Genomic DNA, 25,795 nt, shown 5'->3' with positions numbered 1-25,795 from the left:
CGCGGCCCAGGCCCTCACTTCGATCTCGATCGGATGGCGCGCTGGTGAACAACGAAGAGCAACTGCTCGACTACCTCAAGCGGACGACCGCGGAACTGCGGGAGGCGCGGCGGCGGCTGCGCGAGAACGAGCAACGCGCACACGGCCCGGTCGCCGTCGTCGGCATCGGCTGCCGCTACCCGGGCGGCGTCACCACACCCGAGGAACTGTGGGACCTCGTCGCCTCGGGGACCGACGCGGTGTCGGACTTCCCCGCCGACCGGGGCTGGGACGTGGACGCCCTCTACGACCCCGACCCGGCGCGGCCCGGCAGGACCTACTCCCGCAGCGGCGGATTCCTGTACGACGCCGCCGACTTCGACCCCGGCTTCTTCGGCATCAGCCCCCGCGAGGCCCTCGCCATGGACCCGCAGCAGCGACTGCTGCTGGAGACCTCCCACGAGGCCTTCGAGCGGGCCGGCATCGTCCCGGAGTCCCTGCGCGGCAGCCGCACCGGCGTGTTCGCCGGCGTCATGTACAACGACTACGCCACCCGCCTCACCGCCGTACCCGACGACCTCGACGGCTACCTCGCCAACGGAAGCGCCGCCAGCATCGCCTCCGGACGCGTCGCCTACACCTTCGGCCTCGAAGGCCCCGTGGCCACCGTCGACACCGCCTGCTCCTCCTCCCTGGTCGCCCTGCACTGGGCGGTACGGGCGCTGCAGTCGGACGAGTGCTCGCTCGCCCTGGCCGGCGGCGTCACCGTGATGTCCACGCCGGAGACGTTCATCGACTTCAGCCGGCAGCGCGGACTCGCCCCGGACGGCCGCTGCAAGGCCTTCGCGGCGGCGGCCGACGGCACCGGCTGGGGCGAGGGCGCCGGCATGCTGCTGCTGGAACGGCTCGCCGACGCCCGGCGCAACGGGCACCCGGTGCTCGCCGTCATCCGGGGCAGCGCGGTCAACTCCGACGGTGCCAGCAGCCGCCTGACCGCGCCCAACGGCCCGTCCCAGCAGCGCGTCATCCGGCAGGCGCTGGCCGGTGCGGGACTCACCGCCGCCGACGTCGACGTGGTCGAGGCGCACGGCACCGGAACCTCCCTCGGCGACCCGATCGAGGCGCAGGCGCTGCTCGCCACCTACGGCCAGGACCGAGCGGAACCGCTGCTGCTGGGCTCGGTCAAGTCCAACCTCGGGCACACCCAGGCCGCCGCGGGCGTCGCCGGGATCATCAAGACGGTGCTGGCCATGCGGCACGGCGAGGTGCCCCCGACGCTCCACGTCGACGCCCCCACCGACCAGGTGGACTGGAGCGCGGGCGCCGTCCGACTGGCCCTGGAGCGGCGCCCGTGGCCCACCACCGGACGCCCCCGCCGCGCCGCCGTCTCCTCCTTCGGGATCAGCGGCACCAACGCCCACGTCATCATCGAGCAGGCCCCCGCCGAGCCGGACCGGGCACAGGACGGGGACAACCCGCCCGGGCGGGACGGCGCCTGGCTCCCCTGGATCGTCTCCGGCCGCACCCGCCGGGCCCTCACCGGACAGATCGGGCGCCTGCGCGACCATCTCGGCAACCGCCCGGACAGCCGCCCGGCCGACCTGGCGCTGTCGCTGGCCACCACCCGCGCCCGCTTCGAGCACCGCGCCGTCGCCGTCGGCCGGGACACCGGCGAACTGCTCGCCGCACTCGACGCCGCCACCCCGCTCACCGGGGCCGGCGGCCGGACCGCGTTCCTGTTCACCGGTCAGGGGGCGCAGCGGACCGGCATGGGCCGGGACCTGCGCCGGGCCTTCCCGGTGTACGCGGAGGCGTTCGACGCGGTGTGCGCGCTCGCCGACCGAGGTCTGGAACGGCCGCTCGCCGAGGTGATCGACACCGACGCCGAGCTGCTGACCCGGACCGACTACGCGCAGACCGCCCTCTTCGCCACCGAGGTCGCCCTGTACCGCCTCCTGGAGTCCTGGGGCGTGACCCCCGACTACCTCGCCGGACACTCCGTCGGCGAACTGGCCGCCGCCCATGTCGCCGGTGTGCTGTCCCTGCCGGACGCCGTCCGGCTCGTGCTCGCGCGCGGCACCCTGATGGCGGCCCTGCCCGCGGGCGGCGCCATGGCCGCACTGCGCGCCACCGAGGAGGAGGTGATACCCCACCTGGACGGCCGGGTGGGCCTCGCCGCCGTCAACGGCCCGCGCTCCGTGGTGATTTCCGGAGCCGAGGACGCCGTGGACGCCCTCGCCGCCCGCTTCGGCGAGAGCAAGCGGCTGAAGGTCTCGCACGCCTTCCACTCGCCGCTGATGGAGCCGATGCTGGCCGACTTCGCCGAGGCCGCCGCCCGGTGCGCCTTCGAACGGCCGCGGATCCCGGTCGTCTCCACGCTCACCGGCGCCCTCGCCGACCCCGGCCGGCTGGCCACCGCCGACCACTGGGTCGAGCACGTCCGCCGTCCCGTCCGCTTCGCCCCCGCCCTGACCGCCCTGCACGAGCTGGGCGTCCGGGCCTTCCTCGAAGTGGGCCCGGACGCGGCCCTCACCGCCCTGGCCGCGGACTGCCTGCCCGAGGACAGCGTGACCGTCGCCGGGCAGCGCCGCGACGGCGACGAGGAACGCGACCTGGTCACGGCCGTGGCGCGGCTGCACGCGGCCGGCACCGCCGTGGACTGGGCCGCGTTCTTCGCCCCGCACGCGGCCCGGCCCACCGGCCTGCCCACGTACGCCTTCCAGCGGACACGCCTCTGGCTGGAGGCCACCGCCGGCGGCAGCGGCGACGCCGGAGGCCTGGGGCAGAGCGCCACCGGCCATCCGCTGCTGACCGCCGCGACCGACCTGCCCGACACCGGGGGAGCGGTCCTCACCGGCCGCCTCTCCCGCGCCACCCACCCCTGGCTCGCCGACCACGCCGTGCACGGAACGGTGCTGCTGCCCGGCACCGCCTTCGTCGAGATGGCGCTCCAGGCCGCGGAGCGCACCGGCTGCGACACCGTCGCTGAACTCACCCTGCACGCCCCGCTGATCCTGCCCGAGCAGGGCGCACTGGCCGTACAGGTCGCCGTCGGCGGCGAACGCGACGGACGGCGCGAGCTGACCGTCTGGTCCCGCCGCGCGGACACCCCCGACGCTCCGTGGACACGCAACGCCGCCGGCCTCGTGGCCGGTGCGGAGGAGGAGGGGCGCCCGGCCGGCCTGACCGACTGGCCGCCCGGCGACGCCGAACCCGTCGACCTGGCCGGTCTCTACCCCGGCCTGGCCCGCACCGGTTACGGCTACGGCGAGGTCTTCCAGGGCCTGCGCGCCATGTGGCGCCGCGGCGACGAACTGTTCGCCGAGGCGGTCCTGCCCGAGAGCGCCCGTGCCACCGCCGCCGCGTTCGGCCTGCACCCGGCTCTCCTGGACGCGGCCCTGCACGTCAACCTGCTGGAGCTGCCCGGCGGTCAGGCGGTGCTGCCGTTCGCCTGGAGCGGTGTCACCCTGCACGCGGCGGGCTCGGACACGCTGCGCCTGCGTCTGTCCCCGACCGGTCCCGACGCCGTCACCCTCACCCTCGCCGACGCCTCCGGAGCACCCGTCGCGACCGTGCGCGGCCTCGTCGCCCGCCCCGTCTCCGCCGAACAGCTCGCCGGGGACGGCGACGACCCGCTCTACCGGGTCGAACTCGTCCCGGCGCCCGGCACCGTGACGGAGGCCGCCGCACCCGCCCCGGCCGTCTGCGGTCTCGGTGGCACCGGCGACCGCGACCACACAGGCCGCCCTGAGGGCACCGGTCACCCCGGCACCGTCCCGGGCGGCACCGGCCCCGACGCGCCCCACCACGCCGACCTGGCCGCCCTCACCGCCGCGGGCCCGGTACCCGACCCGGTCGTCCTGGCCGTACCCGCCGCCCCCGCCGCCCTGACGGACCTGCCCGGACTGATACGCGAGCGGGTCAACGCCACCCTGGAAACCCTGCGCGCCTGGACGGCCGACGAGCGGTACGCCGGCCGCCGGCTCGCCGTGCTCCTGCGGACCGGCGACCTCACCCACGCCCCCCTCCACGGCCTCGTACGCGCGGCCCAGGCCGAGAACCCCGGCCGGTTCCTGCTGATCGACAGCGACGCCGGCACCGGGCCCGCCCTCGCCGCCGCGCTCGCCTCCGGCGAACCCGAGGTCGCGGTGCGGGACGGCGAGGTGCGCGTGCCGCGGCTGGCCCGCGCCAAGCCCGGCGCCCCGCTCGCCTGGGACCCGGAGGGCACCGTCCTGATCACCGGCGGCACCGGCGGACTGGGTGCCCTGATCGCCCGTCACCTGGTCACGGAGCACGGCGTACGGCGCCTGCTGCTGGCCGGCCGGCGCGGCGCCGACGCCCCCGGTGCCGGCGAACTGCGCGACGAGCTGGCCGGGTCGGGCGCCGAGGTCACCCTCGCCCGCTGTGACGCCGCCGACCGCGCCGACCTGGCCGCGCTGCTCGCCGAGCACGACGTACGGGCCGTGGTGCACGCCGCCGGGGTCGTCGACAACGGCGTGCTGGCCGCCCTCGACGCGGACAAGGTCGACCGCGTGCTGCGGCCCAAGGTGGACGCCGCCTGGAACCTGCACGAACTGACCCGCGACAAGGACCTGTCGGCGTTCGTCCTGCTGTCCTCCACCGCGGGTCTGCTGGTCGGCGGCGGTCAGGCCAACTACGCGGCCGCCAACACCTTCCTGGACGGCCTCGCCGCCCACCGCCGCTCCCTCGGCCTGCCGGCCGTCTCCCTCGCCTACGGCCTGTGGTCCGGCTCCGGCGGCATGAGCGCCGGCATCGACGCCGCCGACCTGGAACGGCTGCGCCGGCTCGGACTGCCGCCGCTGACCCCCGCCCAGGGACTGCGCGCCTTCGACGCCGGCCCGGGCGGCGAGGACGCCGTACTGGTGCCCGTACGCCTGGACGCCGCCGCGGTACGCGCCCGGCCCGACGGCGTACCCGCGCTGCTGCGCGGCCTGGTGCGACCCGCCCGGCGGCGCGGCGCCGAACCCGCCGCGGGCGCCCCCGCCGACTCCTGGCGCGACCGGCTCGCCCCCCTGGCCGACGCCGAACGGGACCGCGCCCTGGTGGAGCTGGTCCGCACCCATGTCGCCGGTGTGCTCGGGCATCCCTCGCCCGAGTCGGTCGATCCCGGGCGCGCCTTCCAGGAGATGGGCTTCGACTCGCTGGCCGCCGTCGAACTGCGCAACCTCCTCGCGGGCGCCACCGGCCTGACCCTGCCCGCGACCCTCGTCTTCGACCAGCCCACGCCCCTCGCCCTCGCCGCCCACCTCAGGACCGCGCTCGTGCCCGGACCGGCCGACCTCACCCGGTCCGCGCTGGCCGGGCTGGACCGCCTCGAAGCCGACCTGCACGCCCTGCCCGACCAGGACGGCAGCCACGCCCGCGTCACCGCCCGCCTCGAAGCGCTGCTGCGCGGCTGGCAGGACACCCACGGACGCGCCGGCGGCCCCGTGCCGACGGAGGACTTCGGCGGGGCCAGCGACGACGAACTCTTCGCCAGGATCGACAACGAACTGGGAGCCCAGTGATGGAAGACTCGGCCACGGCCGGCAAGCTCCGCGACTACCTCAAGCGGGCCACGACCGAGCTGGAGCGCAGCCGCCGCCGCGTACGCGAGCTGGAGGAACAGGGCCGCGAGCCCATCGCCGTGATCGGCATGGGCTGCCGCTACCCCGGCGGCGTGCGCACCCCGGAGGACCTGTGGCGGATCGTCGACGAGGGCGTCGACGTCGTCACCGAGTTCCCCACCGACCGCGGCTGGGACGTCGAGGCGATCTACGACCCCGAACCCGGCGCCCCCGGCAAGAGCTACGTCCGCCACGGCGGCTTCCTGCACGACGCCGCCGAGTGCGACCCCGCCTTCTTCGGCATCAGCCCCAAGGACGCGCCCGGCACCGACCCGCAGCAGCGCCTGCTGCTGGAGGTCACCTGGGAGGCCTTCGAGCGGGCCGGCATCGACCCCACCACGGTGAAGGGCACCCCGACCGGCGTCTTCGTCGGCCTGATGCACCACGACTACCTCGGCGGCACCATCTCCGGCAGCATCGTCTCCGGCCGCATCGCCTACACCCTCGGCCTGGAGGGTCCCGCGGTCACCATGGACACCGCCTGCTCCTCCTCCCTGGTGGCGCTGCACTCGGCGATCCAGTCGCTGCGCAAGGGGGAGTGCTCCCTCGCGCTCGCGGGCGGTGCCGCCGTCATGGCCAGCCCCGAGATGTTCATCGAGTTCAGCGAGCGCCGCGCGCTGTCCCCCGACGGCCGCTGCCACTCCTTCTCGGACGACGCCGCGGGTGCCGCCTGGGCCGAGGGCGCCGGCATGCTGCTCGTGGAACGGCTGTCCGACGCGCTGCGCAACGGCCACGAGGTGCTCGCCGTCGTCCGCGGCTCGGCCGTCAACCAGGACGGCGCCTCCAACGGACTCACCGCGCCCAGCGGCCCGGCCCAGATCCGAGTGATCCGGCAGGCCCTCGCCGACGCCCAGCTCGCCCCGCACCACATCGACGCCGTGGAGGCGCACGGCACGGGCACCACCCTCGGCGACCCCATCGAGGCCCAGGCCGTCATCGCCGCCTACGGTCAGGACCGGCCGGAGAACCGGCCGCTCTGGCTCGGCTCCATCAAGTCCAACATGGGCCACCCGCAGGCCGCGGCCGGCGTCGGCGCCGTCATCAAGATGGTGATGGCGATGCGCCACGGCACCCTGCCCCGCACCCTGCACGTCGAGAAGCCCTCCGCCGCCGTCGACTGGAGCGCGGGCGACGTCCGGCTGCTCACCGAGGCCCAGCCCTGGGACACCCCCGACGGCCGCCCGCGGCGCGCCGGCGTGTCCTCCTTCGGCATCTCCGGCACCAACGCCCACACCGTCCTGGAGCAGGCCCCGCCCGTCGGGACCGGGCCGGCCGCACCGGAGCGCGCCGCGCTGCCCGTCGTTCCGTGGGTGCTGTCCGGCAAGGGCTCCGACGCCGTCCGGCGGCAGGCGGAGCGGCTCCTCGCGGTCGCCGGCGACCTCGACCCGTACGACGTCGGCCACTCGCTGGCCACCACGCGCGCCGTCTTCCCGCACCGCGCCACCGTCACCGGCCGCGACCGGGACGAGCTGCTGGCCGGTCTGCGCGCCGTCGCCGAGGGCAGCCGGCCCGCCGTGGCCGTCCCCGAGCCCGGCCGGCTCGGCCTGCTGTTCTCCGGCCAGGGCTCCCAGCGCCCCGGCATGGGCCGCACCCTGCACACCGCGTTCCCGGTGTTCGCCGCCGCCTTCGACGAGATCTGCGCCGCCTTCGACGCACACCTGGACCGTCCCCTGCGCGAGGTGATGTTCGACGAGGACACCGAGCCCAGCCCCCTCCACCGGACGGTGTACACGCAGGCGGCCCTCTTCACCTTCGAGACCGCCCTGTACCGGCTGCTGGAGCACTGGGGCATCCGCCCGGACCTGCTCGCCGGACACTCCATCGGCGAGGTCGTCGCCGCGCACGCCGCCGGAGTGCTGGACCTGAAGGACGCGGTTGCCCTGGTCGCCGCCCGCGGCCGGCTGATGCAGGAACTGCCCCCGGGCGGCGCGATGGTGTCCCTGCTGGCCTCGGAGGCCGAGGTCGCTGCGCTGCTCACCGACGGCGTCGGCATCGCCGCCGTCAACGGACCCCGCGCGGTGGTGATCTCCGGCGACGAGGAGGCCGTCCTCGCCGTCGCCGCCAAGGTGGAGAAGACCACCCGGCTGAAGGTGTCGCACGCCTTCCACTCGCACCGCATGGACCCCATGCTCGACGCCTTCCGCGAGGTCCTCGCCGGCCTCACCTTCCACGAGCCCGCCCTGCCGGTCGTCTCCAACGTCACCGGGCGCCCGGCCGACGAACTCACCTCGCCCGACTACTGGGTACGGCACGTCCGCGAGGCCGTCCGCTTCCACGACGGGCTCACCGCGCTGGCCGCCGAGGGCGCCACCCGCTTCCTGGAGGTCGGCCCCGACTCGGTCCTCACCAACCTGGCGCAGGACGTCGTACCCGACGTCATCGGCACCCAGCGGCGCGACCGCGCCGAGGACACCGCACTCGTCGAGGCCCTCTGCCGCCTGCACCTGACCGGCACCGGCCCCGACTGGGCGGTGGTGTTCGCCGGGGGCCGCAAGGTCGACCTGCCCACCTACCCGTTCCGCCGCGACCGGCACTGGGAGGACGCCCCCATCCTGCAGGCCGAGCGCTCCGCGGCGGCCCGCGCGGGCGGTGACGCGGCCGACCCGTTCTGGGAGCTGGTACGGGAGCAGGACGTGAGCGCCGTCGCCGCCACGCTCGGTGTCGCCGACGAGACCTCCGTCGCCGCCGTCGTCCCCGGCCTCGCGGCCTGGCACGGGCGGCGGCAGGCCAACGCCGCCGCCGACGGCTGGCGTTACCGCGTCGCCTGGGAGCCGCTGGCGCCCGCCGCCACCCCGGCGGCCGGCGGCCACTGGCTGGCCGTCGTCCCCGCCGGCGACGACCCGTGGACGACCACCGTCCTGACCGGGCTCACCGACCGGGGACTGCGCCTCGACACCCGCACGGTGCCCGAGACCGCCGACCGCGCCGGGCTGACCGCTCTGCTCGCCGGCCGGGACGGCGTCGACGGCGTCCTGTCCCTGCTGGCGCCCGGCACCGAACCGGCCGCCACCGCGACCCTCGTCCAGGCCCTCGGGGACGCCGGGATCACCGCCCCGCTGTGGTGCGTCACCCGCGACGCCGTCGCCCACGGAACCGCCGCCCCCGTCACCGGTTTCGCCCAGGCCCCGGTGTGGGGCCTCGGCCGGGTGGCCGCCCTGGAGCACCCCGACCGCTGGGGCGGCCTGGTCGACCTGCCCGCCGAGGCCGGCCCCGGGGCCGTCGCCCGGCTGGCCGAACTGCTCGGCGGGGCCGGCGGCGAGGACCAGGTCGTCATCCGCGAGTCCGGCGCCTACGGCCGGCGGCTGGAGCATGCGCCGGCCCGCGCCGGCACCCCCTGGAAGCCGTCCGGCACGGTCCTGGTCACCGGCGCCACCGGCGCCGTCGGCACGGCCGTCGCCCGGTGGCTCGCCGCCGAGGGCGCCGACCACCTGCTGCTGGTCTCCCGCCGCGGCACGGACGCGCCCGGCGCCGCCGATCTCGTCCGCGAACTCACCGGCACGGGGACCGAGGTGACCCTGGCCGCCTGCGACGTCGCCGACCGCCGGGCGCTGGCCGCACTGCTGGACTCCGTACCCGAGGAGCACCCGCTCACCGCCGTCATGCACCTGGCCGGCGTGCTCGACGACGGCGTCCTCGACGCGCTCACCCCCGAACGGTTCACCGGCGTCCTCGCCCCCAAGGCCGACGCCGCCCGCCACCTGCACGAACTCACCAAGGACCTCGACCTGTCGGCGTTCGTGCTGTTCTCCTCCCTGACCGCCACCGTGGGCGGCGCCGGACAGGCCAACTACGCCGCCGCCAACGCCTGCCTCGACGCCCTCGCCGAACACCGGCGCGCGGCCGGGCTGCCCGCCACCTCGGTGGCCTGGGGGCCGTGGGGCGGCGACGGCATGGCCGCCCACGGCACCGTCCGGTCGGCCGCCCGCGCGATGGGCATGTCCCTCCTCGACCCCGGCCGCGCACTCACCGCGCTGCGACGCGCCCTGGACGGCGGCGACACCACCGTCACCGTCGCCGACGTCGACTGGTCCGCGTTCGCGCCCGCGTTCACCTCGTCCCGGCCGAGCGCCCTGCTGTCCTCGCTGCCCGAGGCGCGGAGCGGCACCGGCGGGCCCGCCGCGGCGGGTGCCGTCGACGGCTTCGCCGAGAAACTCGCCGCCCTCACCGGCGGCGAGCGCGAGCGCGCCCTGCAGGACCTGGTGTGCGGCCAGGCCGCCGCCGTCCTCGGCTACACAGGCGCCGACGCCGTCGAGCCGGCCACCGCCTTCCGCGACCTCGGCTTCGACTCCCTCACCTCCGTCGACCTGCGCAACCGCATCAGCGGCGCCGCCGGGGTGCCGCTGCCGGCCACGCTCATTTTCGACTACGCCACCCCCGCCGCGCTCGCCAAGCACCTGGGCACCGAACTCGCGGGCGCCGACACCTCCGTCGACTCCGTCGTCGCCGAACTCGACCGGGTCGCGGCCCGGCTCGGCGGCCTCACCGCCGAGGACATCGAGCGGGGCCGCGTCACCACCCGCCTCCAGTCGCTGCTCACCGAGCTGAACAAGACCCTCGGCCAGGACGCCGACGTCGTCGCCGGACGGCTCGAAGACGCCTCCGCCGACGACGTCTTCGCCTTCATCGACAACGAACTCGGCCCGGCGTGAGGCGGCCCTCCCACGACACCCCGGCCCCACCGCAGTCCACCTCTTCGCACAGGAGTGGCGACACCCGATGACCAACGACGAAAAGCTGCTCTCCTACCTCAAGCGGGTCTCCGCCGATCTGGCCCAGACCCGTCAGCGGCTGCGCGAGGTGGAGACCCAGGACCGGGAACCCATCGCCATCGTCGGGATGAGCTGCCGCTTCCCCGGCGGCGTGAGCACCCCGGAGGAGTTCTGGCGGCTCGTCCACGACGGCACCGACGCCATCGGTGACTTCCCCGACGACCGGGGCTGGGACGTCGACGCGCTCTACGACCCCGACCCGGACGCCACCGGCAGGACCTACGTCCGACGCGGCGGGTTCCTCGCCGACGCGGCCGGGTTCGAGCCGGACTTCTTCGGCATCAGCCCCCGCGAGGCGGTCGCGATGGACCCCCAGCAGCGGCTGCTCCTGGAGGTGTCGTGGGAGGCCCTGGAACGGGCCCGGATCGCCCCCGACTCGGCGCACGGCGCCCGGATCGGGGTGTTCGCCGGCACCAACGGCCAGGACTACAAGGACCTGTTGGCACGGACACCGGACAGCGAGGCCGCACTCGGCACCGGCGTGCTCGCCGCCGTGATCTCCGGCCGCGTCTCCTACACCCTGGGCCTGGAGGGCCCGGCCGTCACCATCGACACCGCCTGCTCCTCGGCGCTCGTCGCGGTGCACCTCGCCGTCCAGGCACTGCGCGACAAGGAGTGCACCCTCGCCCTGGCGGGCGGCGCGACCGTGATGTCCACGCCGGGCAACTTCATCGCCTTCTCCCGGCAGCGCGGCCTCGCCCCGGACGGGCGCTGCAAGTCCTTCGCGGACGCCGCCGACGGCACCGGCTGGAGCGAGGGCGCCGGCATGCTCGTGCTGGAACGGCTCTCCGACGCCCGCCGCAACGGCCACGAGGTGCTGGCCGTCGTCCGCGGCTCCGCCGTCAACCAGGACGGCGCCTCCAACGGCCTGACCGCCCCGAACGGGCCGTCCCAGCAGCGCGTCATCCGGGCCGCGCTGGCCGGGGCGCGGCTCGGCCCGGCCGACGTGGACCTGCTGGAGGCGCACGGCACCGGCACCACCCTGGGCGACCCGATCGAGGCCCAGGCACTGCTCGCCACCTACGGACAGGACCGGCCCGCCGACACCCCGCTGTGGCTCGGATCGGTGAAGTCCAACATCGGGCACACCCAGGCCGCGGCGGGCGTCGCCGGCATCATCAAGGCGGTCATGGCGCTACGGCACCGCGTGCTGCCCAGGTCGCTGCACGCCGGTGAGCCGTCCACCAAGGTCGACTGGGGCCGGGGCCAGGTCCGGCTGCTGACCGAGAACCGGCCCTGGACCGACCCCGGCCGCCCGCGCCGGGCCGCCGTGTCCTCCTTCGGTGCCAGCGGCACCAACGCGCACACCATCCTGGAGGAGGCCCCCGCCGAGGAACCGGCCGAACCCGGACCGCGCACCGCGCCGCCACTGGTGCCGTGGGTGGTCTCCGGCCGTACCGAGCGTGCCCTGCGCGACCAGGCCGCCCGCCTGGCCGCCACCGCCGGCGAGGCGGACCCGGTGGACGTGGCGCACTCCCTGGCCGCCACCCGCACCGCCCACCGGTACCGGGCCGTGGTCCTCGGCGACAGCCGCGACGCGCTCGTGACCGCCATGGCCCGGGTCGCCGAGGGCGGTCAGGGCGCTGCCTCGGGCCGGGTCCGCAAGGGACAGACCGCCTTCCTGTTCACCGGGCAGGGAGCGCAGCGCGCCGGCATGGGCCGGGAGCTGTACGCGCACTTCCCGGTGTTCGCCCGCGTCTTCGACGAGATCTGCGCGTTGTACGGCGACGACGAACTGCGCGACCTCGTCCTCGGCGACGACCCCGAGCCGCTGAACCGCACCGCCCGCACCCAGACCGCGCTGTTCGCCTACGAGGTGGCCCTGTACCGGCTGGTGGAGTCCTGGGGCGTCACCCCCGACCACCTGGCCGGGCACTCCGTCGGCGAGATCGCCGCCGCCCATGTCGCGGGCGTCCTGGACCTCGAGGACGCGGCCACACTGGTGGCCGCGCGCGGCCGGCTCATGCAGGCCCTCCCCGAGGGCGGCGCGATGATCGCCCTGCGCGCCGGCGAGGACGAGGTCCGGCCGCTGCTCACCGAGCGGATCGGCATCGCCGCCGTCAACGGCCCCGCCTCCGTGGTGATCTCCGGCGACGCCGCCGAGGCGGAGGCGGTCGCCGCCCGCTTCGACAAGAGCCGGCGGCTGAAGGTCTCGCACGCCTTCCACTCGCCGCTCATGGAACCGATGCTGGCCGAGTTCCGGTCGGTCGTGGAGTCCCTGACCTTCCACCCGGCCACCGTCCCCGTGGTCTCCAACGTCACCGGTGCCCTCGCCGGCCAGGAGATCGCCACGCCCGGCCACTGGGTGCGGCACGTGCGCGAGGCGGTCCGCTTCCACGACCAGATACGCGCCCTCGCCGCCGCGGGCGTCACCCGCTACCTCGAACTCGGCCCGGACGCCGTGCTGACCGCCATGGCCCGCGAATGCCTGGCCGCCGACGGCACCGACACCGACGCCGTCCTGGCCGCCGCCGGACGCCGTGAACGTGACGAGACCGAGACCCTGCTCACCGCCGTCGCCCAGCTGTACACCGGCGGGGCCGCCGTGGACTGGACCGCGCTGTTCACCGGCGCCCGCACCGTCGACCTGCCCACCACCGCCTTCCAGCGCGAGCCGTTCTGGCCCGACACGCTCGCACCGGCCGGCGACGTCGGCTCCGCCGGCCTGGACTCCGCCGACCACCCGCTGCTCGGCGCGGCCACCGTGCTGGCCGACTCCGCCGGCGCCGTGCTCACCGGCCGGCTCTCGGTGCGCACCCACCCCTGGCTCGCCGACCACGTGGTCGGCGGCTCGGTCGTCGTCCCCGGCACCGCCATGGTCGAACTGGCCGTCCGCGCCGGCGACCAGGTCGGCTGCGGCCACCTGGAGGAACTCGCCCTGGAAGTACCGCTGGTGCTGCCCCCGGACGACGGCGTGCGTGTCCAGGTCGCCGTCGGGGCACCCGACGCGTCCGGCGCCCGTACGGTGCAGGTGTACGCCCGTGCCGAGAGCCTGCCCGCCGAGGAGCCCTGGACACTGCACGCCTCCGGTCTCCTCGCCGCCGGTGGCGGCACCCCGGGCGCCCGCCTGGACGTCTGGCCCCCCGAGGACGCCGAACCCCTCGACACGGACGGCCTGTACGAGCGGCACGCCGCCGCCGGACTGGAGTACGGGCCCGTCTTCCGGGCCCTGACGGCCGCCTGGCGGCGCGGCGAGGAGGTGTTCGCCGAGGTGCGGCTGCCCGAGCGGCCCGCCGCCGACGCGCCCCGCTTCGGCCTGCACCCGGCCGCCTTCGACGCTGCCCTGCACTCCCTTGCCCTGCTCGGCGACGGATCCGCCGACGACACCGCCCGACTGCCCTTCATGTTCGCGGGAGTCACCCTGCACGCCGTCGGCGCCTCCGTGCTGCGCGCCCGGCTCGTGCCCACCGGCCCGCACGCCTTCGCCGTCGACCTGGCCGACGCCACCGGGGCGCCCGTCGCCACGGTCACCTCCCTCGCCTCCCGCCCGCTCACCGGCCTGCGCGAGGCCCGCGGCCCGGGTGCGGACGCCCTGTTCGCCCTCGACTGGCAGCCGCTGCCCCTGGACACCGACGCCCCCGACAGCGGCCACCGGATCCTGCGCACCGCGCCCGGCACGGACGCCGCCGCCGTTCGGGAGGCGCTGCACACCGCGCTCTCGGCCCTCCAGGACGACGACCCCCGCCCGCTCGCCGTCGTCACCGAGGGCGCGGTGAGCGTCGCGGGGGAGGACGTGCCGGACCTGGCCGGGGCGGCCGTATGGGGTCTGGTGCGCTCCGCGCAGACGGAGAACCCCGACCGGTTCGTGCTGCTCGACCTCGAACCGGGCGCGGACGCCGGCACCGTACTGCCCGCCGCCCTCGCCTCGGGCGAACCGCAGCTCGCGATGCGCGCCGGCACCGCCCGCGTCCCCCGGCTGACCCGCGCCGAAGTCCCCGACCGCGCGGCCGCGTTCACCCTCGACCCCGGGGGCACGGTGCTGCTCACCGGCGCCACCGGCGGCCTCGGACCGGTGCTCGCCCGCCATCTGGTCACCGCGTACGGCGTCCGTCACCTCGCGCTCGTCAGCCGCTCCGGTGCCGCCGGCGCACTGGTCGACGAACTCGCCGGCCTCGGCGCCACGGCGACCGCGCACGCCTGTGACGTCGCCGACCGAGACGCTGTCGCCGCCGTCCTGGCCGGCATTCCGGCCGACCGTCCGCTGACCGCGGTCGTCCACGCCGCCGGCGTCCTCGACGACGGTGTGGTCTCCTCGCTCACCCCCGAGCGGCTCGACACCGTCCTCGCACCGAAGGCAGTCGGCGCCCTCCACCTGCACGAACTGATCCCGGACAGCACGGCGTTCGTGCTGTTCTCGTCCGTCGCCGGCACCGTCGGCGCCCCGGGGCAGGGCAACTACGCCGCCGCCAACGCCCTGCTGGACGCCCTCGCCGCCCACCGGCACGCCCGGGGCGCCCACGCGCTGGCCCTGGCGTGGGGACCGTGGGCCCCGTCCGGCGGCATGACCAGCTCCCTCGACGAGGCCGACCGCACCCGGATGACGCGCGGCGGCATGACCGCGCTCTCCGCCGACGAGGGCACCGCCCTGTTCGACCGGGCCGTGCGCGCCGGCCGGCCCGCCCTGGCACCGGTGCGGATCGGCCTGCCCGCACTGCGCGCCCAGGGCAGCGGCCTGGCCCCGGTCTTCCGCGCGCTGGCGGGCCGGCCGGTGCGGCGGGAGGCAGCCGCCGAGGAGGCCGGCACCGGCTTCGCCGAGCGCCTGGCCGCCCTCGCGGCCGAGGACCGCGCACAGGCGCTGCTGCACACCGTGCGCGGCCATGTCGCCGCCGTGCTCGGACACGCGAACCCGGACACCGTCGAGACCGACCGGGCCTTCAAGGACCTCGGCTTCGACTCGCTGGCCGCCATCGAGCTGCGCAACTCGCTCTCCGCCGAGCTGGGCCGGCGGCTGAGCGCCACCCTGGTCTTCGACCACCCGTCACCCGAGGCGCTCGCCGCCCACCTCGGCACCCTGGTCGACGGCGCCCGCGGCGGAGCCCGCCGCGACCGCCGCACGGTGACGGCCCGCGCGGACGAGCCGCTGGCGATCGTGGGCCTCGCCTGCCGCTACCCGGGCGACGTCCGCACCCCCGAGGACCTGTGGCGGCTCGTCGCCGACGGCACCGACGCGATCACCCCGTTCCCCCTCAACCGGGGCTGGGACGTGGACCGCGTCGTCGACCCCGCCCGGCGGCGGCCCGACACCTCCTACGTCGGCGAGGGCGGATTCCTGCACGACGCGGGCGAGTTCGACGCCGCGTTCTTCGGCATCAGCCCGAAGGAAGCCCTCGTCATGGATCCGCAGCAGCGGCTGCTGCTGGAGACCTCCTGGGCGGCGCTGGAGCGCGCCGGCATCGACCCGCACAGCCTCAAGGGCAGCCGCACCGGTGTGTTCGCCGGCGTCCAGTACCACGACTACTTCGGCAGCTTCGGCTCCGGCAGCATCATCTCCGGCCGCGTCGCCTACACCCTCGGCCTGGAGGGCCCGTCGCTCTCCGTCGACACGGCCTGCTCCTCCTCGCTGGTGGCACTTCACCTGGCCGCCCAGTCGCTCCGGCAGGGCGAGTCCAGCCTCGCCCTGGTCGGCGGTGTCGCCGTCATGGCCACCCCGGAGACGTTCATCGAGTTCAGCAGGCAGGGCGCGCTCGCCCCCGACGCCCGTACCCGCGCGTTCGCCGACGCGGCGGGCGGGACCGTGTGGGGCGAGGGCGTCGGCGTGCTCGTCGTGGAACGGCTCTCCGACGCCCGCCGCAACGGCCACGAGGTCCTCGCCGTCGTCCGCGGCACCGCGGTCAACCAGGACGGCGCCTCCAACGGCCTCACCGCCCCCAACGGCCCCTCCCAGGAACGCGTCATCCGGGAGGCGCTGGACAACGCCCGCCTCACCACCGCCGACGTGGACGTGGTGGAGGCGCACGGCACCGGTACGACGCTGGGGGATCCGATCGAGGCGCAGGCGCTGCTGGCCACCTACGGCCAGGACCGCGAGGAGCCGCTCTGGCTCGGCTCGGTGAAGTCCAACATCGGGCACACCCAGGCCGCCGCCGGTGTCGCGGGGGTCATCAAGATGGTGATGGCCATGCGCCACGGCGTGCTGCCGCAGACCCTGCACGTCGACGCGCCCTCCACCAAGGTCGACTGGGACGCCGGGAAGGTACGGCTGCTCACCGAGCAGCGGGACTGGCCGCGGCAGGACCGCCCGCGCCGGGCCGGTGTGTCCTCCTTCGGCATCTCCGGCACCAACGCCCACGTCATCCTCGAACAGGCCCCGCCCGCCCCCGCCGAGCCGGAACCCGCCGCACCCCGGGACCTCGCCGTCCCGTGGCTGCTCAGCGCCAAGTCACCCGCCGCGCTCGCGGACCAGGCCGCCGCCCTCCTCGGCCACCTCGACACCCATCCCGGGCTCGACCCGTCCGACGTCGGCTGGTCGCTGGCCACCACCCGCGCCCGCTTCGCACACCGAGCCTCGGTCACCGGAGCCGACCCGGCCGAACTGCGCGCCGCCCTGGCCGCCCTGGCCTACGGCACCACCGCCCGCACGCTCGCCCAGGGCACCGCGGCCGGCCGCGCCCGGCCCGTGTTCGTCTTCCCGGGCCAGGGCTCCCAGTGGTCCGGCATGGCCACCCGGCTCCTGGACGAGTCCCCGGTGTTCGCCGCCCGCATGGCCGAGTGCGCCGCGGCCCTGGCGCCGTACACCGACTGGGACTTCCCCACGGAACTGCGCGGCGCGCTGGACCGCGTGGACGTCGTCCAGCCGCTGCTGTGGGCCGTCATGGTGTCCCTGGCGCACACCTGGAGCGCGTACGGCGTCACCCCGGCCGCCGTGATCGGCCACTCCCAGGGCGAGATCGCGGCCGCCTGCGCGGTCGGCGCCCTGTCGCTCCAGGACGGCGCCCGTGTCGTCGCGCTGCGCTCCCGGGCCATCGCCGAGCTGCTGTCCGGCTCGGGCGGCATGCTGTCCGTCGGCGAGGGCGCCGACGCGGTCCGCGCCCGGCTCGCCGACCGGGACGGCCGGCTGTCGGTCGCCGCCGTCAACGGCGCCGCCTCCACGGTGGTCTCCGGCGACTCCGACGCCCTCGACGAACTCTACGGCCGGCTGAGGGCGGAGAAGGTCCGCGCCAAGCGCCTGCCCGTGGACTACGCCTCCCACAGCGCCCACGTCGAGGCCCTGCGCGAGCGCCTCGCCGAGGTCCTCGACGGCATCGAGCCGCGTGCCACCCAGGTGCCGTTCTACTCCACCGTCACCGGCGGCCCGCTCGACACCACGGAGCTCGACGCCGCCTACTGGTACACCAACCTGCGGGGCACCGTGCTGTTCGAGCAGGCGGTGCGCGCCGCCGTCGCCGACGGGCACCAGCTGTTCATCGAGTCCAGCCCGCACCCGGTGCTGACCGTCGGCATCCAGGAGACCGACGACGCCGTGGCCGCCGTCGGTTCCCTGCGCCGCGACGAGGGCGGCCGGGACCGGCTGCTGACCGCGCTGGGCGAGGCCTTCACCCACGGCGCGGGCGTCGACTGGACGGCCGTCGTCGAGGGCCGCCGCCCGCGCCGGATCCCGCTGCCCGGCTACGCCTTCCGGCGCGACTGGTACTGGCTCGACAGCACCACGAACGGCGCCGACGTCACCTTCGCCGGCCTCGCCCGGACCGACCACGCGCTGCTCGGCGCCGCGATGGTGCGCGCCGACAGCGAGGGCGCCGTCCTCACCGGACGGCTCTCCCCGGGCACCCAGCCCTGGCTGGAGGACCACCGTGTCGGCGGCCGGCTGCTCTTCCCCGGCACCGGGCACCTGGAACTCGCGCTGCGCGCGGGCGACGAGGTCGGCTGCGGCGACATCGCCGAACTCACCCTGCACGCGCCGCTGGTGCTGCCCGACCACGGAGCCGTCCAGCTCCAGGTCGTCGTCGGGGCACCCGACGGGCCCACCCGCCCGGTCACCATCTGGTCGCGTCCGGAGGGCCCCGACGAGGAACTGCCGTGGACCCGGCACGCCGACGGTCTGCTCGCACCGACCGGAACCCTCCCGGCGACCGCCGACCTGCTCACCACATGGCCTCCACGGGGCGGCGAACCCGTCCCGCTCGACGGCCTCTACGACGAACTCGCCGCCCTCGGCCTCGGCTACGGGCCGCTGTTCCAGGGGCTGCGTGCCGCCTGGCGCACCGAGGACGGCCTGTACGCGGAAGTCGCCACCGACGCGACGCCCGACGGCTTCGGACTGCACCCGGCCCTGTCGGACGCCGCCCTGCACACCATCGGCCTGACCGACGCGGCGGGCGACGAGGCCCTGCTGCCGTTCGCCTGGTCCGGGGTACGGCTGTACGCCACCGGCGCGACCGCGCTGCGCGTCCGGGTCCGGCCGGCCGGTGAGGGCACCGTCGCCCTCACGCTCGCCGACCCCGCGGGCGCGCCCGTCGCCGCCGTCGAGTCGCTCACCCTGCGGCCCCTGCGGACCGAGGCGACGGCCGCCGCCCGCGCGGGCTTCCTGTACCGGGTCGACTGGGTGCCGGCCCCGGCGGCGGCCGGATCCGCTCCCGCACCGGAGGTGCTGCGGGCCCCGGCCGGGGCGAGCGCGGCCGAGGCCAGGGCCGCCGTCGGCACGGTGCTCGACGCGCTGCGCTCCCGGCTCGCCGACGAACGCCTGGCCGACACCACCCTCGTCGTCGTCACCGGCACCGACCCGGCCGGGGCCGCGGCCGGCGGCCTGGTCCGCTCGGCCCAGTCGGAGAACCCCGGCCGCATCGTGCTGGTCGAGGCCGAGGAGGAGCCGGCCCCCGAACGCCTCGCCGAGGCCGTGACCACCGGGGAACCACACCTGGCCCTCCGCGACGGCACCTGGCTGGCCCCGCGGCTCGTCCGCGTCCCCACCGAGGCCCCGGCCGCCGCCACCGAGGGGACCGGCGGGCCTGTGCGCGGCACGGAGGGAGCCGGTCCGGCGGTCGACGCGTCCGCGTCGGGCGACGAGGGCGGCGGGCTCGGCTCCGGCACCGTCCTGCTCACCGGGGCCACCGGTGCCCTCGGACGGATCCTCGCCCGGCATCTGGTGGCCGAGCGGAACGTCCGGCGTCTGCTGCTGCTCAGCCGCGGCGGTGCCGACGACGACCTCGTCGCCGAACTCACCGCCCTCGGCGCCGAGGTGACGAGCGTCGCCTGCGACGTCGCCGACCGCGCCGCGCTCGCCGCCGTGCTGGACGCCGTACCGGCCGACCGGCCGCTGACCGCCGTGCTCCACGCGGCCGGCGTGCTCGCCGACGGCGTGCTCACCTCCCTGACCCCGGACCGCCTCGACACGGTGTTCCGGCCGAAGGCCGACGCCGCCTGGAACCTGCACGAACTCACCGCGCACCTGGACCTGTCCGCGTTCGTGCTGTTCTCCTCGTCCGCCGCCACCCTCGGCTCACCGGGTCAGGCCAACTACGCCGCCGCCAACGCCTACCTCGACGCGCTCGCCGTACACCGCCGCTCCCTCGGGCTGCCCGCGCACTCCCTGGCCTGGGGGCTGTGGGCGCGGGCCGGCGGCATGACCGGCACCCTCGACGAGACGGACCGCACCCGCATCGCCCGCGGCGGTGTCGCCCCGCTGGAGACCGAGGAGGGCGTCGCCCTCTTCGACGCCGCCGTGCGCGGAGCCGACCCCGCCGTACTGCCGGTGAAGCTGGACATGGCCTCCCTGCGCGCCCAGGGCCAGGACCTGGCCCCGCTGTTCCGCGCCCTCGTGCCCGTGCGCCGGGCCGGCGCGGCCACCGGCGCGGGCGCGACGGGCGGCGCCGACGCCCTGCGGGACCGGCTCGCCGGGCTGCTGGAGCCCGAGCGCGAACCGTTCCTCACCGAACTCGTGCGCAGCCATGTCGCGACCATCCTCGGCCACCGCTCCGCCGAGGACGTCGGCCGCACCCTGGCCTTCCGGGAACTCGGCTTCGACTCCCTGGCGGCCGTGGAACTGCGCAACCGGCTCACCACCGCGACCGGCCTCCGGCTGCCCGCCACCCTCGTGTTCGACCACCCCACCCCCGCCGAACTCGCCCGCCACCTGCTCGGCGAACTCACCGGCGGACTCACCGGCGGACCCGCCGAGGCACCGGCCCGCACCGCTCCCCGCCCCGCCGCGGACGACGATCCGATCGCGGTCATCGGCATGGCCTGCCGCTTCCCCGGCGGCATCGCCTCGCCGGAGGACCTGTGGCGGCTGGTGGCCGAAGGCCGGGACGCGGTCGGCGAGTTCCCCGCCGACCGCGGCTGGGACGTCGAGAACCTCTACGACCCGACCCTGGACCGGCCCGGCACCAGCTACACCCGGCACGGCGCCTTCCTCCACGACGCCGCCGACTTCGACCCCGCCTTCTTCGCCATGGACGACGAGGAGGCCCTGGTCACCGACCCCCAGCAGCGCCTGCTCCTGGAGACCTCCTGGGAGGCGCTGGAACGCGCCTCCATCGACCCGGCCGCCCTGCGCGGCTCCGACACCGGCGTGTTCGCGGGCGTCATGTACCACGACTACTTCGGCAGCTTCGGATCCGGCAGCGTGGTCTCCGGCCGGGTCGCGTACACCCTGGGCCTGGAGGGGCCGACGCTGTCCGTCGACACGGCCTGCTCCTCCTCGCTGGTCGCGCTGCACCTGGCCGCACAGTCGCTGCGGCAGGGGGACTGCTCGCTGGCGCTGGCCGGCGGAGTGACCGTCATGGCCACCCCGGGCACCTTCGTGGAGTTCAGCCGGCACCGCGGCCTGTCCCGGGACGGCCGCTGCAGGCCCTTCGCGGACGCCGCCGACGGCACCGGCTTCGGCGAGGGTGCGGGCGTGCTGCTGCTGGAACGGCTCTCCGACGCCCGCCGCAACGGCCGCAGGATCCTCGCCGTGCTGCGCGGCACCGCCGTCAACCAGGACGGCGCCTCCAACGGCATCAGCGCCCCCAGCGGCCCCGCCCAGCAGCGGGTCATCCGCCGGGCCCTGGAGACCGCCGGCGTCCGGGCCGCCGACGTCGACGTCGTCGAGGCCCACGGCACCGGCACCACCCTCGGCGACCCCATCGAGGCCCAGGCCCTGATCGCCACCTACGGCGCCGAGCACACCGAGGACCAGCCGCTGTGGCTCGGCTCGGTCAAGTCCAACCTGGGCCACACCCAGGCCGCCGCCGGTGTCGCCGGTGTCATCAAGATGGTCGAGGCCCTCCGCCACGAGACCCTGCCGGCCAGCCTCGGCATCGACCGGCCCTCCCGGCACGTCGCCTGGGACGGCAGCAACGTCCGGCTGCTCACGGAGAACCGCCCCTGGCCCGACCCGGGCCGCCCGCGCCGCGCCGGCATCTCCTCCTTCGGCATCTCCGGCACCAACGCCCATGTGATCGTCGAGGAGCCGCCCGCCGGAGAACCCGCCGCACAGGCCGGCGCCCCCACCACCGGCACCGTGCCGTGGCTGCTCTCCGGCCACACCCCGGACGCCCTGCGCGCCCAGGCCGCCCGGCTGCTGGCGCACCTGTCCACCGCCCCGGACACCGATCCGCACCGCCTCGCCGGCGCGCTCGCCCACACCCGCACCCGGCTCGGCCACCGCGCCGCCGTCCTCGGCCGCACCATGGACGAACTGACGGCGGGGGTCCGGGCGGTGGCGGAGGGCCGCACCCCGCCGAGTGGTGTCCTCGGCACCGCCACCGACGGCCGGCTGGCCTTCCTCTTCTCCGGCCAGGGCGCGCAGCTGCCGGGCATGGGCACCCGGCTCGCCGCCGCCTTCCCCGCCTTCGCCGCCGCCTTCGACGAGGTCCGCGCCCACCTGGACCCGCTGCTCGACCGGCCGCTGGCCGAGGTCCTGGACTCCGCCGAGCTGCTGGAGCGCACCGAGTACACCCAGCCCGCGCTGTTCGCCGTGGAAGTGGCCCTGTACCGGCTGCTGGAGTCGTTCGGCGTGCGGCCCGACCTGCTCGCCGGGCACTCCGTGGGCGAGTTCGCCGCCGCCCATGCCGCGGGCGTCCTCGGACTGCGGGACGCCTGCGCCCTCGTCGCCGCCCGGGGACGCCTGATGCAGGCCCTGCCCGAGGGCGGCGCCATGATCGCGGTACATGCCGGCGAGGACGAGGTCGTGCCCCTGCTGGCCGACGGCGTGGGGATCGCCGCCGTCAACGGGCCCTCCTCCGTCGTCGTCTCGGGCCCCGCCGGCCCGGCCCGGGCGCTGGCCGCCCGCTTCGAACGCACCAGGGAACTGGCCGTCAGCCACGCCTTCCACTCGGCCCTGATGGAGCCGATGCTGGAGGAGTTCCGCGAGATCGCCGCGTCGGTGACCTACGGCACGCCGCGGATCCCGCTGGTGTCCACCCTGACCGGCGCGCCGGCCGGCCCCGGCGAACTGTCCACGCCCGGGTACTGGGTGCGCCACGCCCGCGAGGCCGTCCGCTTCGCCGACGCCGTCACCGCCCTCCACGAGGCCGGCGCCCGGCACTTCGCGGAGGTCGGCCCGGGCAGCGCGCTGACCGCGGCGGCCGGCGAGTGCCTGCCCGAGGGGACGGCCGTCGTACCGCTGCTGCGCAAGGACCGCGCGGAGACCGAGGCCCTGCTCAGCGGGCTCGCCGCCCTCCACGTGCACGGCCGAGCCGTCGACTGGACGGCCCTGCTGCCCCACCGCGACGGCTCGGACCTGCCCACCTACGCCTTCCGGCGCTCCCGCTACTGGATGACCGGCGACCTCGCTCTGCCGCGCCCGGCCGCCGACCACCCGCTGCTCGGCACCGCCGTCGAACTCGCCGGCGCCGACGGCACCCTGTACACGGGCCGCCTCTCCCTCGCCGAACACCCGTGGCTCGCCGATCACAGCGTGGGCGGCGTGCCGCTGCTGCCGGGCACCGCCTTCGCCGAGATGGCCCTCGCCGCCGGGGCCCGGGCCGGCTGCGGCTCGGTGGAGGAGCTGACCGTCACCGAACCGCTGGTACTGCCCGAGGACGGCGCCGTACGCCTCCAGTGCACCGTCGGCGAGCCCGACGCGACCGGCGCCCGCGCCTTCCGCGTGTACGCCGCCGCGGCGGACGGGGACCCGTGGACCACCCACGCCACCGGCCTGCTGCGACCCGCCGAGCGGGCTCCGGGCCACGACCTCACCACCTGGCCGCCGCCCGGCGCCGAACCGGTCGACCTGGACGGCGTCTACGAGCGGCTGGCGGAGCTGGGTGCGGAGTACGGCCCCCGTTTCCAGGGCCTGCGCGCGGTCTGGCGGCGCGGTGACGAGGCGTACGCCGAGGTCGCCGTCCCCGCCGACACCGGCGCGTACGGACTGCACCCGGCCCTGTTCGACGCCGCCCTGCACACCATCGGGCTGCGCGCGGGTGCCGAGGAGCGCATGACGCTGCCCTTCTCCTGGAACGGCGTGGAGCTGTACGAGCGGGGCGCGACGGCCCTAAGGGTGCGGATCGCCCCGGCCGGCACCGACGCGGTGCGCGTCGAGGCCGCCGACGGGACCGGCCGGCCGGTGGCCCGGGTGGCGTCGCTGACGCTGCGGGAGGTGAGCCCGGAGCGGATCGCCGCGGCCGCGGCGGGCGGACACGACGACCTGTTCGCCGTCGACTGGGTGCCCGTCCCGGTGCCCGCGGCGCCACGAGCCGGCCGGTGGACCGTGCTCGGCGCCGGCCGTGACGAGCTGGCGGCCGCTCTGGCCGGCGAGGTCGCGCGGACCGGCGTCGCCGCCGACCTGTCCGAGGTCGCCGGGCAGGCTCCGGACACGCTGGTCGTGGCCCATGCCGCCGGTGAGGGGGCGGACGCGGCCCGGAAGGGCGTCGGCGAGCTGCTCGCCCTGGTGCAGGACTGGCTGGCGGACGCCCGGTTCGCCGCCACCGCACTGGTGGTGGCGACGCGCGGAGCGGCCGGCCCGGGGGACGTCACCGACCCCGGTGCCGCCGCCGCGTGGGGCCTGATCCGCTCCGCGCAGTCCGAGCACCCCGACCGCCTGGTCCTCGCCGACCTGGACGGCACGGACGCCTCCCGGCGCCTGCTGCCGTCCGCCGTCGCCACCGGTGAGCCGCAACTGGCGCTGCGGGACGGCGCGGTGAGCGCCCCCCGGCTGGTGCGGGCCCCGCGCCATGCCGAGCCCGCCCCGGCCGTCCTCTCCGGCGACGTCCTCGTCACCGGCGGCACCGGCGCCCTGGGCCGGCTGGTCGCCCGGCACCTGGTCACCGCGCACGGCGCCGAGCGGCTGGTGCTGCTCAGCCGCGGCGGGCCCGAGGCGCCCGGTGCGGCCGAGCTGTGCGAGGAACTCACCGCGCTCGGCGCGCGGGTGACCGTCGTCGCCTGCGACGCCGCCGACCGCGCCGCCCTCGCCCGCGTCCTGGACGAGCACCCGGTCTCCGCGGTGGTGCACACCGCGGGCGTGCTCGCCGACGCCGTCCTCACCTCGCTCACCCCCGAGAGGCTGGACGCCGTGCTGCGGCCGAAGCTGGACGCCGCCTGGCACCTGCACGAACTGACCCGCGAGCGGCCCCTGACGGCGTTCGTCCTGTTCTCCTCCGCGGCCGGACTGCTCGGCAGCCCCGGTCAGTCCGGCTACGCCGCCGGCAACACCTTCCTCGACGCCCTCGCCGCACACCGCCGCTCGCTCGGCCTGCCCGGGATCTCGCTCGCCTGGGGCGCCTGGACGGGCAGCGGCGGCATGGCCGACCGGCTCGGCGACACCGACGCCCGCCGCATCGCCTCCGCCGGTGTCCCGGCCCTCGACGCGGCTGCCGGGCTCGCCCTGTTCGACACCGCGGTGGGCCGCGACGAGCCGGTCCTGCTGCCGGCCCGCCTCGACCTCGCCCCGCGCGAGGCCGCCCGGGTCGCCCCGCTGCTGCGCTCCCTGGTGCGCACGCCGCGACGTACCGGACCCGGGACGTCGGCCGCGGCCACCGCGCTGCGCCGCGAACTGGCCGGGCTCGCCCCCGAGGACCGCGGCGGCCGGCTGCTGGCACTGGTGCGGGACGAGGCACGGTCGGTCCTCGGGGCCGAGGAGTTCGAGAACGAGCTGCCCTTCAAGGACCTCGGCTTCGACTCGCTGACCGCCGTCGAGTTCCGCAACCGGCTCAACGAGGCCACCGGGCTGAGGCTGACCGCCACGCTCGTCTTCGACCACCCGACGCCGGCCGCGCTCGCCGAGCACCTCGCCGCCGAGCTGGCCCCGCGCACCGGCGACGGCCCGCGCGACGAGGAGGACACCGTGCGCGCCGCGCTCGCCGCCGTCCCGGTGGGGCGGCTGCGCGAGGCCGGGCTGCTGGACAGCCTGCTCGAACTCGCCGGACTGCGGCCCGCGGCACAGCCGGCGGCGGCCGGCGGACCCGGTGGCGCGCCGATCGACGCGATGGACGCCGAGAGCCTGATCAGCATGGCGCTCGACGACCTCGTCGGCGACGACGACGCCCTGTGACGACGACGCCC

Annotated in this window: 3 protein-coding genes; all 3 read left to right on the top strand. The window is 76.4% G+C overall.

The window, feature by feature from the left end:
• The first annotated feature begins 44 nt into the window (after positions 1–44).
• The 3 genes from FHS34_RS31750 (at position 45) to FHS34_RS31740 (ending at position 25,784) form a co-directional block, all read left to right on the top strand.
• Positions 45–5,507, top strand: a complete 5,463-nt coding sequence (locus tag FHS34_RS31750; protein WP_184971885.1) for a type I polyketide synthase — start codon at positions 45–47, stop codon at positions 5,505–5,507.
• On the top strand, positions 5,507–10,255 hold the full coding sequence (locus FHS34_RS31745) for a type I polyketide synthase (RefSeq protein WP_184971883.1): 4,749 nt from the start codon (positions 5,507–5,509) through the stop codon (positions 10,253–10,255). The genes FHS34_RS31750 and FHS34_RS31745 overlap by 1 nt, the downstream gene beginning before the upstream one ends.
• 67 nt (positions 10,256–10,322) lie before the next feature.
• Entirely contained in the window at positions 10,323–25,784 is a 15,462-nt protein-coding gene (locus tag FHS34_RS31740; protein ID WP_184971881.1) for a type I polyketide synthase, read from the top strand.
• The last annotated feature ends 11 nt before the right edge of the window (positions 25,785–25,795 follow it).

It is taken from the genome of Streptomyces echinatus (assembly GCF_014203595.1).
GTDB lineage: Bacteria > Actinomycetota > Actinomycetes > Streptomycetales > Streptomycetaceae > Streptomyces > Streptomyces echinatus.
Note: the sequence above shows the minus strand (reverse complement) of the source record. Positions and strands in the feature narration are given on the sequence as shown.

Coding starts and splice junctions, on each gene's coding strand:
- FHS34_RS31740 (WP_184971881.1), top strand. CDS start 10,323: ATGACCAACGACGAAAAGCTGCTCTCCTACCTCAAGCGGGTCTCCGCC.
- FHS34_RS31745 (WP_184971883.1), top strand. CDS start 5,507: ATGGAAGACTCGGCCACGGCCGGCAAGCTCCGCGACTACCTCAAGCGG.